Raw genomic sequence first — 15566 nt, forward strand, 5'->3', positions numbered from 1 at the left:
CCTGACGCAATCAGGCTCGCATCGCCCTATGCCTACCAAGGGTGATGATAGGAGCCGACCTCCACTTGCGGTGCGGAATACTTTACCGTAGAGTAAAGTAATGCAAGCGGATCCGCTCGACACCACCTACCGCGCATTGGGAGACCCGTCGCGGCGGGCGATGCTGCAGCACCTGGCGCACTCGCGGTCGCTCACCGTGAGCGAACTGGCGGCGCCACTGCCGATCGCGCTGCCCACCGTGCTCAAGCACCTCGGCGTGTTGGAGCGCGCGCACCTGGTGTGCCGCAAGAAGACCGGTCGCACCGTCATGGTCACTTTGGCGCCAGCTGCCATGGCGGAAGCGATGGCTTGGCTGGAACGCACTGAGAAGTTCTGGACGAGCCGCCTGGACCGTCTCGCGGAAACGATCCCGACCGCAAGGTCGCCTGTGCTGTCCCCACCCACGAAGGAGTCTTCATGACCAGTCTGACCATCGTGCGGATCATCGAGGCGCCGCCGGATGCAGTGTTCGCCGCCTTCGTCGAGCCCGACAAGATCGCCCTATGGTGGGGGCCGGACGACGGGCCGGTGACGTTGGCCGAGGTGGATGCCCGTCTGGGCGGCCGCTTCCACGTGCGCTTCCGCATGCTGGACGGCACCGAGCACGGCTGTTCCGGAACCTTCGAGGTGTTCGACCCGCCGCATCGGCTGGCCATGAGTTGGTCATGGGAGAACGAGGCAGGACCGGCATCGCGTGTCGAGGCGACCTTCAAGGCAATCGACGCAGGTCGCACGGAGCTCACTTTCGTCCATGCACGACTGAAGGACGATGCCGCACGCGAGAGCCACGAGCAGGGATGGAACGGTGCGCTCGACAAGCTGCAACGCAAGGCGGAGCGGCTGCGGTGATCACGGTCACGGGCATGAAGTGGGCGCCACCATTTCCGGAGGGCATGGTGCGCGACATGCGGGTGCGCTGGATCCTGAACGAGGTCGGCTGGCCTTACCGTGTCGTGCTGCTCGACGCGCCCGGCTTGAAGTCGGCCGCGCACCGTGCCAAGCAGCCGTTCGGCCAACTGCCCGTGCTGGAGGAGGATGGCCAGCCGCCCCTGTTCGAGAGCGGAGCCATCGTGATCTATGTGGCATCGCGCGCCGAGCGCTGCATCGCGGCTGACAGAACGCCCGAGCGCCTGCAGGCGCTGCAATGGTCGTTCGCGGCATTGAACACGGTCGAGCCATCGCTCTTTGCCGTGGCCGAGGTGGAGTGCCTGACAGACGATGACGTCGTCCGCCAACGCAGACGGCCCGTTGTCGTCGCGGCGGCGCACGAGCGCCTGGGTGATCTGGCACGCGCGCTCGGTGACCGACCTTGGTTTGTGGGCGACGACTTCACCGTCGCCGACTTGCTCATGGCCTCGGTGCTGGAGCTGGCGGTCCGCTTGGACCTGCTGGACGCCTATCCGTCGCTCGCAGTCTGGCAGCGCACGATGTTCGATCGGCCTGGCCATCGCCAGGCCGAAGCCGACCAGCGGACCGAAATGCAAGCGCATTCCTCTGCCGACATGCGCCTTGACGCCGTCCCCAAGGAGTCACCATGAACACCGCCACCGCCGCGCGCGAGAGCGCTGAATACCGCAGGGCCCGCGACCGCCTGCTCGACAGCGAGATCGCGCTGCGCAGACAGACCGAAGCCGTCGCCGAAGAGCGGCGTCGCCTGCCGCCCGGGCCGCCGGTGCCCGAAGACTACGTACTACAGCGGTCCGGGTCCGGCGAGACGGTCCGGCTATCGACGCTGTTCGGCGAGAGCAACGCAATGCTGATCTACTGCTACATGTACCCACGCCATCGACAGGACACGCGCGATGTCGCCGCCGAGGGTGAGACGTCCGCATTGCCGCGTGATGAGCAGCCCTGCCCTTCGTGCACCACGCTGCTGGATCAACTTGATCCAGCTGCCAAGGCATTTGCTGCTGCTGGCGGGCGCTTCGTCGTCGCTGCCGACACAACCCCGGAGAACCTGGCGAAGACCGCCCGAGACCGCGGCTGGCGTCATCTCGAACTGGTGTCGTCGATGGGCACGCGCTTCAAGGCCGACCACGGCGCGATCGGCGAGGACGGACAGCAAAAGCCGATGATGCTGGCGTTCCAGCGCCATGCCGATGGCACGGTGCGCTTGGCCTGGAGCTCGGAGATGGTCGATGCACCGTCCGAGCCGGGCCAGGACCACCGCGCGACCGGCACCCTCGACACGTTCTGGAACCTGTTCGACCTGACCCCGGGGGGACGTCCAGATTTCCAGGAGCAGCTGCAGTACAGCTGCTGCCACGTGTCACCATGATGGCGACCGCGCTTCAGCCATTGCGCGTGCAGCACGCAGCCCCATTGTTCAGTGCCTTCTCGATCGAGAGAGGCACACGTGAACAGACCACGCAGCGACGGCGCCGCGATGGATTCCGCGGTCGCCCAATGAATATGTCGAAGACCCCTGTTCCACCCAAAGGAGACCAGCATGGCAATCGAGAACGCGTGGGCGAGCGTCGCGGTCAAAGACCTCGACAAGTCGGCAGCTTGGTACGCAAAGCTGCTTGGGGCACGCGGCAATCGGCCGATGCCTGAAGTCGAGGAATGGACGTTCCCTCGCGGCGGCGGACTCCAGGTCTACCTGGGCGCAGAGCGCGCCGGCCACTGCTCCTTCACGCTCGCGGTCAGCGACATCGACGCACATGTCCGCACGTTGGAGGAGATGGGCGTGGATGTCGGCAACCGGACCAACAGCGAGCGCGTCCGAACGGTGATGGTCAAGGATCCCGACGGGAACAGCATCGCCCTTGCCGAGGCCTTCGATGCATCGCTGGCGCGATGAACGGCGTGGTGGCGGGTTCCAATGGCCGCCATGTACGGTTCGCGGTTGGTTAGCGCAACCGCCCGACCACCAGCGCAGCTTGTGATCGCTACTTCGCCAACGAACGTCGTTGGGAAGACCGCCAACGCTTGGGCCTCGCTCCTGACATATCGGCGTAGTGCTGCCCGACAGGACGCTGGGTCAACTCTCCTCTTGCACGCCAACGCGGTGCGCTCAACCGAGCACCCACACCGCTGACCTTTTCGGCTACCGATGGTCGTGCATGCAGGTGGTGGCTGACACGGTCTTGCGCCGTAGGCCTCGACCCGCCCAGAGCTCCCCGATGCCCAATCGGCGCATTCGATGAGGAGTGCCGCCATGAAGATGTCGCAATGGTTGGATGTCTGCAAGAAGACCGTCAACGCATGGTCAGACGATTTCGCGCCCAGCATGGGCGCGGCGATTTCGTACTACACGATGTTCTCGCTGGCGCCCTTGCTGGTCTTGGTGATCGCCATCGCCGGGTTCGCGTTCGGCGCTGAGGCCGTTCGTGGCCAAATCTCCAGCCAGCTCTCCACTTTGATGGGACCGGACACGGCACAGGCCATCGAAGGCATGATCGAGAGCGCCAGCCTCAGCGACAACGGCTGGTGGGCCAGCGCCTTGAGCGTGGTCGTTCTCCTCGTCGGCGCCACCAGCGTGTTCGCCGAACTGCAGAGCGCCCTCGATCGGATCTGGCATGTGCCCGAATCCCAGAAGCCCAGCGGGGTGTGGGGCATCCTGCGGGCCCGTCTGTTCTCCATGGGCTTGATCCTCGGGTTGGCCTTCCTGCTGATGGTGTCGCTGGCCGTCAGCGCCGGTCTTGCGGCATTCGGGAGCTACCTGGGCGGCTTGTTGCCCGGTCAGGAGGCCGTACTGCAAATCTTGAACACCGTGGTGTCTCTCGCCGTGATGACGCTGCTCTTTGCGATGATTTTCAAGCTCATGCCTACGGCCAAAGTCGCCTGGCGCGACGTCTGGGTTGGTGCGGTCGTGACTGCTGCGCTGTTCGAGGCCGGCAAGTTCGGCATCGGCATGTACCTGGGCAAAAGTGGCTTGTCCGAGTCCTTCGCAGGCGCTGGCGCCTTGGTGATCCTGCTGGCGTGGGTCTACTACGCCGCACAGATTTTCTTGCTGGGTGCAGAGTTCACCAAGGTTTACGCCCAGAGCCACGGGTCGGCGCAAAGCAAGCGCGCAGCGCAGCCGGCAGAGATCCCGACCAAGAGCACGGTCGGCACAGATCAGTCCTCCGGGCAAACCCCGACCGCGTCGACGCTGTTGCAGCCGTCGGATCTGCGCCAGCGCTTGGTGGCCGCAAGTGCCGAGGCGCTCCCAAGACTGGTCCTGTTGGGGGCCATCACCCTGCTGCGCGTGATGGCCGACACAAAGGTCAAGGAAGAAGAAAAATTACTGCGCGCAGCGCGCAGACGCGCGGGATGACGCGCTGAAGGCGCGATCGATCAAGAGTTCTCAGGCATTGAAAAGTGTTGACACTCGTCGATACAGGCCGGTCGGTCCGCCACACCTGCACTTGTCTGGCCTCGGATGGCAGTGTCGCAGTCCCGAACTGGAACGGACGCACACCATGTGTGTCCATATGCGGGCCATAGGGAACGCCTGCTAGCAAAGCACCAACATCCTGCTTTCCGGCACCCTGCTCGCGTGCAGGCATGCCTCGGCAAGGCCCCCCACGTGCGTCATTGCATGTCGTCCCCCGGCCTTGTGTCGCATGTCGTGGTGGTTCCCGCTGCTACCTTTCCGGGATCCGCTTCAGCTTGAACATTCCGCGTAGCGGCTGCCGCCGGGAGCCCGCATCACGCGGGTCATCGAACGAGCGACACGCTGCAGGTAGTTCTTCGCCTACGGACGTAGGCGTTGTCTGGCGTCGGTCGGTTTGTCAGTTTTGGTAACAGGCGCAGGAAGAAACGCATAACAGCATTGATTCATAGCAACATTTTTGTAACGGCATGGTCTGTGCTCAATGCTTTATCAAGTCGGTAGCGCTTGTCCGCTAGCACATCTCAAAACCTCGCATGCCATTCAAATTTTCCCGCGTCCTGATCGCTGCTTCCGTCGCATTGGCTCTTTCCAACGTTTCGGCTGCGCCCGTGACGCAGTGGGACTACATCGTCAACAGCGCTTTTGATCCCGCACAAACCTATTTCAACGGTGGTCGCGCAAGCAGCAACGGCCTCGCCGGCCCGATGGAGATCTCGTGGGGCGTCGTTGGAGGCAGCGTCGACGTCAACCGCAGCGCGCTGAAGATCTCGAGCACGCCGAGCACGGGCACGCTGACCACGGACGGGGCGTCGCAGCTGGCGAATACCTACACGCACGTCAACAGCGGCGCCTTGGGCTCGAACAGCGTGTCCCTGCGCAGCACGCAAATCGATGCCACGTTGAGCCTGCGTCCGACCGGCTCGGGGGCAGCGTACGGTTCATACGCCACCAGCTACACCATCAACTTCGCGGAAACGCCAAACCAGCCAGGCACTTGCGCCGTGACGACTTCGGTTCGCGGTTGTGATGACATCTTTGTGTTGGCAGGTGCGCTGAACGAGAGCTTTGAGTTCGAGGGCTTCCGGTACTTTGTGAGCTTCTTCGCCGCGCCCACGCTGACCGCACTGAGCCCCAATGTCTGCGCAGCTGCCAGCGCCACTGCAGGCTGTTTTGGGTTCACGACCGAGGAATTCAAGAACACAGCGGTGAACTTTAACTTGGTCATCACGAGTCAAGCGATCGAGGTTCCTGAGCCGGCATCCATCGCCTTGTTCGGCATGGCTTTCGCCGGGATGGCAGCACTGCGGAAGCGCAAGCACAGACGGCAGGCTTGACGTGGTTCACAGTTTTGGAGGCATTCACCTGGTCATGTGTCGCCACCATGTGTGTGAATATTGCCGTTCTCAACACGGCCCTCGTAGATAACCTCATGCCACCATGAAGCAAATCCGAATCGCCGCCACCGCCGATGGTCTGATCAACACGAGCCGCTACGCGTCCGAGTGGATGGCAGGTTCGACGATGAACGTTTGGATGTTGAGGGCGAGACTTGCCGAAGCGCTGTTGATTTGTGGCGCCGACTCTTACCGCGTCGAGACACGTGACCAGCGAACAGCGCCCTCCGACAGCAACAAGGCTTCGTCGCATCCGGATGCGGTTGAGCCAGTCGCTGTTGACCGTGCGCGGGTGCGGTGCCTCTCCTCGGAGCTGCGCCGCGTGCGCGCTGGCACTCAGATGCCTGCTTTATAGAGGAGGGGCCACAGTCTCGGGGTTGCTAAGCGCCCGCGAGTAGATGCATGGAAAAGGGGCACAGGAAGCCGCATTCTTATTGAACATGCTGCCACGGCCTGGCGACCGATTGGCCGCACGCGCGGGCAAGAGAACTGCGGTCATCATGAGCCTGCTGCACGGCTCGGCTCAACGGGCTGGAACTCTATCGTATCCAAAGGAGGCGTTGGAACGACTGCCGACTGCCGACTTCGGCGATGAGGGATCTGCGGCCTTACCGCTGGCAGCCCATGGTCTGAACGCTGACGCCTCCGGCGTACAGATAACTTGGCCGGACGAATACTAGTGGCCTTCGGGCGAACCCCTCGTGGTCATCGTAGCGTTGCGATAACCCCGCTCCGATGCGGCGCGCTCTGACGTTGCCTTCAGTGCACCGACGGGAGCGCAAAACTGTGACGCCAACATGGACGCATGCAACACCATCACCTTGGTTCCGCGGAGCCGGTACGAGCGACAGGGCCTAAGTCCGATGCTGCAAAGCGCATGGCCGCAGGCTTGAGCATGGCTTTGGACTTGACGCCAAACGGCAAGGCCCTGCGACATGACCGCCTCGACGTCTGGGACATGACGCCCTACCCGTCAAGCGCGCGCAGTTGGCTATGAGCATCTAGGGCGGCTCAGGATGTGTGCCTCGACTCCGCTGAGCGACAAGGAGTCGACCGTCCTGACGTGGTCGAATTCCGATGGGCGAAGCCGTCAAAGCCGTTCAGCTCAGGACCGACTGTCCACCTTTTGCAGCACCGATTGGAAATGACCTCGCAAGTGGCTTGTGCCATAGGGAAAGCAGGGTCCCGATGACAGCCGATCAGTGCCTTCGAAGAGGCCGGGCTGCAATCCAGAGACGCATCAATCGGCATGTTCGCGTAGAGCGACGGCGCGAAGCGCTGAAACCTGATCTTCCAGTCCTGGCACGAGCTCCAACGAGTCCAGCGCAAGAAGGAGAACAGGGACCCGCATGCGCTGCGCGTCGTGCATTTCCAGCAGGTGATCCAAGAGGTTGCGCGCCAGCACCCGCAGCTCGTCAGTCACGTCTGCGTCAGAGACGATGGCGCGGCAGCGCAAAAGCGCATCTCGGGTTGCAGTCGAATGCATCGAACAAACTATAAGCGAGCTGTCTTTCGGCCATGATCGCGAGGCTCGGGCATAGGCGTTCTCAAATGCCCTCGCTTGCCCCGTCGCAGCAACTTGTCGCTGTCCTGTGGAACTGCGCTACGGCTCCCACGCGGGAGCAATGTTTAAAACTTGGTGCCCACAGGGTGTTCGACAAGTCCACGGAGCTCGACGATCTTCTTGCCTTCTGCAAGGCCTGCCTCGTGCAAAGTGAAAGTGGTCCCAGGCAACGCCCCGCAGGACCCAACGGCACGATTCAACGTGCCGGCCCGAACCCGAAGTACCTTTTCGGGGCGCTTGCCCCTGCAAGGGCTGCCGGCTGTGCTACTTCAGTGGTTACGTGTGACTCCTCGGTGGGTTCAGCCCGGCGCGGCCCCACGTCCAGATCGTCCACCATGGCCTGCAGGGCCAACAGGCCATCGGCCATCGCCCGCTGGTACGAGCGGACAGGCCTGTTCGACTTCTCGATGTCGGACCACCTCGCGCCCGCCCGCTCAAGCAGCACCCACCGAAACTGCTTCGGCTTGGGCTCTTCCACGTGCACGGCGATGGGTCGAAGGGTGCTGCTCATGCCCTAGGCTAGCCGATCTGCGTGCGTTTTGCTCCGTACCGATCAGGCGCCTACGCCCAGCGCCCGCAATGGCCTACAGACCGAGCTGGCAGGGCACTGGACTATCGCGTCGCGGCCTTCCCGCGCCTTCGAAAGTTCAGCATGGCCACTGGCAGTCGCACTCTTTGGAAGGGTGCCATCACGTTCGGTCTCGTCCACATTCCCGTGGGGCTGCACACTGCAGCCACCGAACAGGGCGTCGACTTTGACTGGCTCGACAAGCGGAGCATGGACCCAGTCGGCTACAAGCGCATCAACAAGAAAACCGGCAAGGAAATCACCAAGGAAAACATCGTCAAGGGTGTGCAGTACGACGACGGCAAGTACGTCATCATCAGCCCCGACGAGATCGAGGCGGTGTTCCCGAAGACGACGCAGACGATCGAGATCGAGCGCTTCATCGATGCGGCGGAGCTGCCGTTCATCTTTCTGGAACGCCCCTACTACGTCGCGCCGATCAACAAGGCCGACAAGGTCTATGCCCTGCTCCGCGAGGCCCTTGCCGACACCGGCAAGATTGCGCTGGCCAAAGTCGTCATCGCAACCAAGCAACATCTTGCGGTGCTGGTTCCGTCCGGTGCCGCGCTGGTTCTGAACCTGCTGCGATGGGGTGATGAGGTCAAGACATTGGACAGCTTGGATCTGCCCGCGGCCGGCCGCAAGAGCATCAGCGCTGCCGAGCTCAAGATGGCCAAGCAACTGATCTCGGAGATGTCCGGCAAATGGGACCCGGAGGATTTCAAGGATGAGTTTCGGCACCAGGTCATGAAGCTCGTGGACAAAAAGGTCAAGGCTGGCAAGACCGAGACCGTGATCCAGCCGGAGGAGGAAGCACCGGAGAGCGCAAACGTGATCGACTTGACGGCGCTGCTGCAACGCAGCCTCAAGGGCGGGGCTAAGTCCGACAGCAAAGCGCCCGCCAAGGCGGCAGCGAAGAAGGCCCCGGCCAAGAAGGCCGCAGCCAAGAAGACCGCACCGCAGAAGAAGGCAGCGTGACGACCGCGCGGCAATCCGCGCCATTCCCAATCGAAGCCCACACAGGAGCACACCATGTCCGATGACAAGACCCAGACCGGCGGTCAGGACCGCACCCGCATCAGCCTCAGCGATGACTACGAAGTGCGCGACTGGTCCAAGAAATTCGGCGTGACGCCAGAGCAACTGAAGTCGGCGGTTGCGGCAGTTGGCAATGATGCCAAGGCGGTAGAGACGCACTTGAAGGGTCAGAACAGCTGACGTCGTGCGGGTTGCCACCTGGAACATCAACAACGTCGTCAAGCGGCTCGATCGGCTCCTTGATTGGTTGGAGCGCACCCAGCCCGACGTGGTGGCCCTGCAAGAGCTGAAGACACCCACCGCACAATTTCCAGCCGAGGCGCTGCGAGAAGCCGGTTACCAGTCGGTCGTGGCGGGTCAGCGCGCATGGAATGGCGTCGCTCTGCTCAGCCGGGGGCACGAGCCGGTTCCCGTGATCACGGCCCTGCCCGGCGACCCAAAGGACAAGGAAGCGCGCTACATCGAGGCAGCCATCCATGGGGTGCTGTACGCCTGCCTTTACCTGCCCAACGGCAATCCGCAGCCAGGCCCCAAGTTCGACTACAAGCTGCGCTGGTTCGAGCGCATGCGAGTGCGGGCCGCGGAGCTCTGGGCGTCCGGCAATCCTGTGGTACTGGCCGGCGACTGGAACGTCGTGCCCACGGATGCCGACATCTACAAGCCAGACACATGGCGCGACAACGCCCTGCTCCAGCCTGAGCCGCGCGAGGCGTACGCGGCCATCCTGGCGCAGGGCTGGACTGATGCGCTGGCCCACACCCATCCGCAAGCGCAGCAGTTCACCTTCTGGGACTACCGGCGCAAACGCTGGGAGCGCAACGCTGGTCTGCGCATCGACCACATCCTGGTGAGCAAGCCGCTCGCGTTGATCGATGCGGGTGTCGATCGCGACGAGCGAGCGCATGACAACGCCAGCGACCACGCGCCCGTATGGGCCGAGATCCAGCCGGCCAAGACACCGCGCAAGCGGCCAGCCGCCAGCGCCCGTAGATCCTCGATCGCCGCGCCCGCTGGCGTCGCACCCGCTGTGCAGTCCAGCGACGCCCCCCTGTCCCGCTACAACGCCAAGCGCAACTTCAGCAAGACGGCTGAGCCTGCCGGCGTCGTCGCAGCCAAGCGTGCCGCCAAAGGGGCTGCATCCGCCGGACCATTGCAGTTCGTCATCCAGAAGCACTGGGCATCTCGACTTCACTACGACTTCCGGCTGGAACTGGACGGCGTGATGCTCAGCTGGGCCGTGCCCAAGGGCCCCTCCTACGACCCTGCCGTGCAGCAGATGGCGATCCATGTGGAGGACCACCCAGTCAGCTACAACACGTTCGAGGGCACCATTCCCAAAAAGGAGTACGGCGGCGGTACTGTGCTCATCTGGGACCGCGGCACCTGGGAGCCGGTCGGCAATCCACGCGAGGGACTGGCCAACGGGAAGATCCTGTTCAAGCTGCACGGCCAGAAGCTGGCCGGTCTATGGGAACTGGTGCGCATCTCGAAACCCGGCCAAAAGAAGCAGGACCAGTGGCTTCTGTTCAAGAAGCGCGGCGACGCCTGGGCGCGCCCCAGTACCGAGTACGACGTCATCACGGCCTTGCCCGACAGCGTGGTTGACCGACCCCTCGGCCTGATCGAAGACCGCGAGCCTCGCGAGGCCGCGCGCCCTCGGCGCGCGGTCCCAACGGCCACGGCCGCCTTGCTGGAGGGAGCCGTCAAGGCGCCCTTGCCAGCCAAACTGGCGCCGCAACTGGCGACGCTGGTCTCCTCGGTGCCTCCCGGCGACTGGATCATCGAAACCAAGTTCGATGGCTACCGCCTGCTGGCGCGTATCGACCGCGGTGGCGTGCGGCTGTTCACGCGCAATGGCCACGACTGGACAGCCAAGCTCCAGCCGCTTGCCGACGCGGTCGGCACGCTCGGCCTGGACCGGGCGTGGCTGGACACGGAGATCGTGGTGCTGAATGACGCCGGTGTGCCGGACTTTAACCGCTTGCAGAACGCCATCGACAACGCGCGCACGGCCGACATCGTGATGTTCGCATTCGACCTGCCCTTCTCCGGCGGCATGGACTTGCGCGCTGTGCCGCTGGCCAACCGCAGGGCCTTGCTGCAGCAGATCTTCAGCGCGCGCGACAACGAACTTGTGCGCTTCAGCCAATCCTTCGACGCCCTGCCCGCCACGCTGCTCAGTGCCGCATGCCAGATGGGCCTGGAAGGCGTCATGGTCAAACGCGCAGACGCGCCCTATGCATCTGGTCGCACCGAAGCCTGGATGAAGCTCAAGTGCCAGCACCGCCAGGAGTTTGTGGTGGTCGGCTTCACCAACCGGTCAGGCAACGCCAAGGAGGTCGGTGGACTGCTCCTTGGATACCACGAAGATGGTGCGTTCCGTTTTGCTGGGTCGGTCGGCACAGGGTGGGGAGCGTCCACGGGCCGTCAATTGCACGACCTGCTCACGAAGATCGAAGTCGCCACGCCGGCTGTCGACCCGACCGACACTAAGCCGGGCCGATGGTCCAAGCGCGCGGCAGGCACCGAGCGCTGGGTAAAGCCGGTCACTGTGGTCGAAGTCGCGTTCGCGGAGTGGACGCCCGACCGGCGCGTGCGGCATGCCGTATTCCGCGGCATCCGCACCGACAAGCCAGCGGGCCACATCGTGCGCGAGCGTGCCAAGACGTCGCAGGGCGCTGCCCCCGCCCGATCAATCCCCGCCAAGACCGCGACCAGCACGGTCAAGATCAGCCATCCCGAGCGGGTGATCGACCCCTCCACGGGGCTGCGCAAGATCGACCTGGTGCGCTACTACGGCAGCATCGCCGAGTGGATGCTCCCCCATCTCAAGAACCGGCCAGCTTCGCTGGTGCGTGCGCCGACTGGCATCACGGGAGAGCTGTTTTATCAGAAGCACCCGGACACCAAGATGCCTGGCATGCAGGAGTTGGACGCGGCGCTATGGCCAGGCCATGCGGCGTTGCTGGCCGTCGACTCCGCAGAGTCGCTGGTCATGGCGGCGCAGATGAACGTGGTCGAGTTCCACACCTGGAACTCCGTCGCAAAGCGCATCGACCAGCCTGACCGGTTTATTCTGGACCTCGATCCCGGCGACGGGGTGACCTGGCCGATGCTGCAGGAAGCGGCGATCCTGACCCGCGCGTTGCTGACCGAGCTCGGTCTGGAGAGTTGGCTCAAGACCAGCGGCGGGAAGGGCCTGCACGTGGTCGTCCCGCTGACGCCCAGGCTGGACTACACCGCCGTCAAGGCGTTCTCGCAAGCCGTCGTGCGCCACATGGCCAAGGTCATCCCTTCAAAGTTCGTCGCCGTGATGGGCGGCAGCAACCGCATCGGCAAGATCTTCATCGACTACCTGCGCAACGGGCATGGGCAGACGACGGCCTGCGCCTTCTCGGCACGCTCGCGGCCGGGCCTGGGCGTCTCGATGCCAGTGGCTTGGGAACAACTGCCCGAACTCAAAGGCGGCGCGCAATGGACGATCGCCACGGCCCGCGAATACCTGAGCTTTCAGCAGGAGGACCCGTGGCGGGGCTACTGGAAAAAGCGGCAGTCGCTTGGGGCGGCCATCCGGCTGCTGAACTGACCGGACGGCACCTGCTCGGATTGCTGTGTGCGAGGCATAGCAGGAACACTCGCAGGCGACCGCCAGCGCCGTCTAGACCACCATCGTCAAGAATCTTGGCATCAAGCGCGCGGCGCGGTGCTTGAGGTCGAACATCTCATCGGACAGCGGCATGTCCTTGGTGTCGAAATGGCACATCGTGCCCCAAAGCCCGCAGTCGTCGCGCAACAACGGAACTCCGTGATAGCTGACCATCCTTCCCTAGTAAGGATGACCATCGAGGCGCGCGTCCAAGGCGGAATCGTCAGCGCGAAATCCCATCGCGCAGCACGAACTGGCAGAAGCTGTCGCCGAGCGGCACCTCCGCAAGAAAGCTCTGCATGATTTCCCCTCGCTTGTCATGCAGATGGACGCTGCGCAGGTTTCCGCAGTCCAAACGATAAATCGCCGTGTACCGATGGGGGACGCCATCGTTCAGATAGGCCAGCCCCGCCGCTGGTCCGCGCAGCTCCAGGATGCCGGCGAGGATTTCGTAGGTTCTATCAGGGGTGGGAGCGTTCGTCACCGTAGAACATTGTCAGCCTCGCCGAGCATGCAAGTTTCCAGGTGCGCTGTGCCGATCGTAGATCACCCGCGTTCCAGCCCGCGCACGGGCGGAGAACGGAGACCGGGCAGCCCGGGCAAAACCATGGGTTCGTATTCAACGCGCCCTGCGGAGTCGTCTCGAGCGCGAGTCCCTCGGCCCACGATTTCAAGGGTTAGTCTTGGCATGGCAGGGTGGGCGAGCTTGCGGCGGGCGTCATTGGTCGGCTTCTGAATCAAGGGCAACCCGGATGATTCACGCCCACTCTGGCAGGACGGGTGAGTTTGGCAGCTTCGGTACAGGTGCGCATCCATCGAATGAGGGAAACACAGGCGACGATCCCACTGGCAACCGTCTCCACGTGATGGAAATGAAGGCTGCGTTCGCGGAGGCCACGGCCGGCCGCAATGACGACGAAATCTACAAGATGGCCAAGACCATGCTGAGTCTGCCCGATACCTCGATGAAGGCCTTCATCGACGCCGAACACGGTGCGGAGCGCATCCGTGACGGCTACGCTGAGTATTTCAAGAGCTTCGACGTCTTGCTTACGCACATCCTTCCGATTCCCACCCACAAGCACGGTGTCACCGAGTTCGTGATCGACGGGCAGAAGGTCGATGCGACCTTCCTACAGGGCGCGACCGTCCCCCTGAACGTCACGGCACTGCCAGGCATCTCGATGCGATTCGGTACGAGCAAAGAGGGCATGCCTATCAACGTGCAGTTGGCGGGCAGTTGGCTGGCGGAGTCGACCATCTTGCACGTCGCCTCGCTGCTCGAGGACGTGAGTCGCGTTCGTGACCTGCATCCTGCGTTATGACCGCGCTGGTCGCCGTGCCGAGTGAATTCCTGCGCGTAGGTAGCCAGCTGACCGAGCAGCGCACCTCTGCCCTGGTCAGCCAAGTGCACTGCGCGCAATTCGATGGGCATCACCCTCACGCCTTTAGAGCCCCCTTGGGAAGTTGCCTCCTGCCTGGCTGGCCGCCCCCCAGCACGCAGCATGTGTTGCACGGTTGCATAAATAGCCTGCTCGCTGTGAAGTTTTGATCGATTTACTGGCACATTCCGGCAGACAAGTGCGCCGGTACACCGCGGTCGCGAAATTGCCGCTATCCTTCTTTTTTCGAACCAATGGTTACTGACATTTGCGGAGAATGTGAACATGCGATGTTGGCTGGTCTTTTCCGTTTTGGCTGCAGTGATGGCAGGCGCAGCCCAGGCCGCGCCTGCTGGCTACATCAAGAACGTGATGGGGCAGGCGACCGTGACGTCCGGAACAAGCACCGCCGCGGCCATGCCTGGCATGGCGCTTAGCGCCGGTGATGTGATTCGCACAGGCGGTGATGGGAGCCTTGGGGCGGTCATGAAGGACAACACCGTTTTGTCTTTCGGACCCGCAACGACCTTCACGCTGGAAGACTACGCGTTCGAGCCGACGCAAGGGCTGCTGAAGCTTGGCGTTCGCATCGCCCAGGGTACTCTGCACTACCTCTCCGGCACGATCGCCAAGTTGAACCCGCAGGCAGTCGAGATCAAAACGCCAAGTGGCATCATTGGCGTACGGGGCACTCGGTTCGTCGTGGTTGTGCAGGAATGAGGCCGTCGGAAAGACCTCGCCTGTTCTGGGCATCGTGCGCGTGTTGCATCGTGCTGGGCGGGTGCTCGGCACCGCCACCAGCGCCACCCAGACCGTCTTCTTACTTGGTTCTGCTTGAAGAGGCAGATGGCAGCGTTGGCCGTGTGCTTTACACCAGCGCCCAAGGAACTGTGGAACTTCGTCAGGCGCAACAGGCAACGTTGCTGCACGGGCCACTTACGCCTTACTTGGTCGATCCTGTCGTGCTGCGCCGGGACGCGCAGGCGGCCATAGACGCGCAGCCGCTGCTACCTCGCACCTTCATCTTCCATTTCGACACCAGCGACTCCAAGATCACAAAAGGCTCGGAATCCCTGCTTCAACAGGTGCAAGAAGAGCTGCAGCGCCGGCAGGCACCCGACGTCTCGATCACCGGCCACACGGACACAGCCGGCGAGGCGCGGCGCAATGTTCAACTGGCTCAGGGGCGGGCGGACCACGTCGCGCGCATTCTCAAGCCCTACCTCACCAACGCCTTGTCCGTGGAGATCAGCTCGCACGGCGAAACCAACCTGCTCGTGCCCACCGCGAATGGCGTGAACGAACCCCGCAATCGGCGCGTTGAAGTCGTGGTGCGCTAATCGGGTGAGAGCGCTCAACGCTTTGCATGGTTCGGTCCATGGTCAAGCAGAAATGTTCAGCGCCATGCTGAATCATGTCAGAGTTAGGCTGTGTCCTGCAGGCGGACGCCGGAACTAATAGCATGCTCCGTGTGCCAAGGGTTTGCGCGCGTACGCTACATTGTTGGCACGTGTAGCTTAGCAGGCTGCTGAAATACCCGACGCCGCAGCTCGTCTCACCTCGGTGAGAGTGCGGATTCAGCAGGGCGTTCGGCGCTGACGGCTCAATTACGCA

The 15566-nt window shown here is 63.2% G+C and carries 18 protein-coding genes; 14 read left to right on the top strand and 4 right to left on the bottom strand.

The genetic code is table 11. The features are described 5' to 3' along the window. Positions 1-100 precede the first annotated feature (100 nt). The 8 genes from ASF43_RS19775 to ASF43_RS30895 all read left to right on the top strand — a co-directional run bounded on the left by ASF43_RS19775 (position 101) and on the right by ASF43_RS30895 (position 6109). Complete coding sequence (locus ASF43_RS19775; RefSeq protein WP_056184501.1) at positions 101-460, top strand: helix-turn-helix transcriptional regulator; 360 nt, start codon at positions 101-103, stop codon at positions 458-460. Further along, a complete protein-coding gene (locus ASF43_RS19780; RefSeq protein WP_056184503.1) occupies positions 457-888 on the top strand; it encodes an SRPBCC domain-containing protein in 432 nt (143 codons plus the stop codon). Before ASF43_RS19775 ends, ASF43_RS19780 begins: the two co-directional genes overlap by 4 nt. Beyond that, positions 885-1577 (top strand): glutathione S-transferase family protein, encoded by a 693-nt coding sequence (locus ASF43_RS19785; RefSeq protein ID WP_056184505.1) that lies wholly within the window; start codon positions 885-887, stop codon positions 1575-1577. Before ASF43_RS19780 ends, ASF43_RS19785 begins: the two co-directional genes overlap by 4 nt. Further along, positions 1574-2317 (top strand): DUF899 family protein, encoded by a 744-nt coding sequence (locus ASF43_RS19790; protein WP_056184506.1) that lies wholly within the window; start codon positions 1574-1576, stop codon positions 2315-2317. Before ASF43_RS19785 ends, ASF43_RS19790 begins: the two co-directional genes overlap by 4 nt. A 171-nt stretch (positions 2318-2488) precedes the next feature. Next, complete coding sequence (locus ASF43_RS19795) at positions 2489-2842, top strand: VOC family protein (protein WP_056184508.1); 354 nt, start codon at positions 2489-2491, stop codon at positions 2840-2842. Positions 2843-3199: 357 nt separating this feature from the next. After that, the gene (locus ASF43_RS19800) at positions 3200-4300 is read left to right on the top strand and encodes a YihY/virulence factor BrkB family protein (RefSeq protein WP_056184646.1); all 1101 of its coding nucleotides are present in this window, start codon (positions 3200-3202) and stop codon (positions 4298-4300) included. Positions 4301-4893: 593 nt separating this feature from the next. Next, the gene (locus ASF43_RS19805; RefSeq protein WP_082497994.1) at positions 4894-5694 is read left to right on the top strand and encodes a THxN family PEP-CTERM protein; all 801 of its coding nucleotides are present in this window, start codon (positions 4894-4896) and stop codon (positions 5692-5694) included. 103 nt (positions 5695-5797) lie between these two features. Then, complete coding sequence (locus ASF43_RS30895; protein WP_156373429.1) at positions 5798-6109, top strand: hypothetical protein; 312 nt, start codon at positions 5798-5800, stop codon at positions 6107-6109. A gap of 885 nt (positions 6110-6994) precedes the next feature. Here ASF43_RS30895 and ASF43_RS19810 read toward each other — a convergent pair. Together ASF43_RS19810 and ASF43_RS19815 are read right to left on the bottom strand one after the other, a co-directional pair. Then, positions 6995-7177: a hypothetical protein gene (locus ASF43_RS19810; protein ID WP_156373430.1), complete on the bottom strand. Its 183-nt coding sequence runs from the start codon at positions 7175-7177 to the stop codon at positions 6995-6997. 337 nt (positions 7178-7514) lie between these two features. Further along, on the bottom strand, positions 7515-7829 hold the full coding sequence (locus ASF43_RS19815) for a hypothetical protein (protein ID WP_056184513.1): 315 nt from the start codon (positions 7827-7829) through the stop codon (positions 7515-7517). A 141-nt stretch (positions 7830-7970) separates the two neighbouring features. Between ASF43_RS19815 and ASF43_RS19820 the strand changes: the two genes are divergently transcribed. From ASF43_RS19820 to ligD, 3 genes are read left to right on the top strand one after another with little or no spacing between them, the layout of a single operon-like run. Then, positions 7971-8864 carry a Ku protein gene (locus tag ASF43_RS19820; protein WP_056184515.1) on the top strand — a complete coding sequence of 298 codons (894 nt, stop codon included), beginning with the start codon at positions 7971-7973 and terminating at the stop codon, positions 8862-8864. Positions 8865-8918: 54 nt separating this feature from the next. Further along, positions 8919-9104: a DUF3606 domain-containing protein gene (locus ASF43_RS19825; protein WP_056184518.1), complete on the top strand. Its 186-nt coding sequence runs from the start codon at positions 8919-8921 to the stop codon at positions 9102-9104. A 4-nt stretch (positions 9105-9108) separates the two neighbouring features. Next, a complete protein-coding gene (gene ligD, locus ASF43_RS19830; RefSeq protein ID WP_056184520.1) occupies positions 9109-12510 on the top strand; it encodes a DNA ligase D in 3402 nt (1133 codons plus the stop codon). 72 nt (positions 12511-12582) lie between these two features. Here ligD and ASF43_RS30900 read toward each other — a convergent pair whose 3' ends face one another. Further along, positions 12583-12720, bottom strand: coding sequence for a hypothetical protein (locus ASF43_RS30900; RefSeq protein WP_156373431.1), 138 nt, complete (start codon positions 12718-12720; stop codon positions 12583-12585). Positions 12721-12793: 73 nt separating this feature from the next. Beyond that, positions 12794-13054 carry a hypothetical protein gene (locus ASF43_RS30905; protein WP_156373432.1) on the bottom strand — a complete coding sequence of 87 codons (261 nt, stop codon included), beginning with the start codon at positions 13052-13054 and terminating at the stop codon, positions 12794-12796. A 268-nt stretch (positions 13055-13322) separates the two neighbouring features. Here ASF43_RS30905 and ASF43_RS19835 point away from each other — a divergent pair, with 268 nt between their 5' ends. From ASF43_RS19835 to ASF43_RS30015, 3 genes are all read left to right on the top strand, one after another. Further along, positions 13323-13895 carry an amidase family protein gene (locus ASF43_RS19835; RefSeq protein ID WP_082497995.1) on the top strand — a complete coding sequence of 191 codons (573 nt, stop codon included), beginning with the start codon at positions 13323-13325 and terminating at the stop codon, positions 13893-13895. A 342-nt stretch (positions 13896-14237) separates the two neighbouring features. After that, the gene (locus ASF43_RS19840; RefSeq protein ID WP_082497996.1) at positions 14238-14672 is read left to right on the top strand and encodes a FecR domain-containing protein; all 435 of its coding nucleotides are present in this window, start codon (positions 14238-14240) and stop codon (positions 14670-14672) included. A 143-nt stretch (positions 14673-14815) separates the two neighbouring features. Then, the gene (locus ASF43_RS30015) at positions 14816-15292 is read left to right on the top strand and encodes an OmpA family protein (RefSeq protein WP_162241833.1); all 477 of its coding nucleotides are present in this window, start codon (positions 14816-14818) and stop codon (positions 15290-15292) included. The last annotated feature ends 274 nt before the right edge of the window (positions 15293-15566 follow it).

Source organism: Pseudorhodoferax sp. Leaf267, assembly GCF_001422405.1.
GTDB lineage: Bacteria > Pseudomonadota > Gammaproteobacteria > Burkholderiales > Burkholderiaceae_C > Pseudorhodoferax.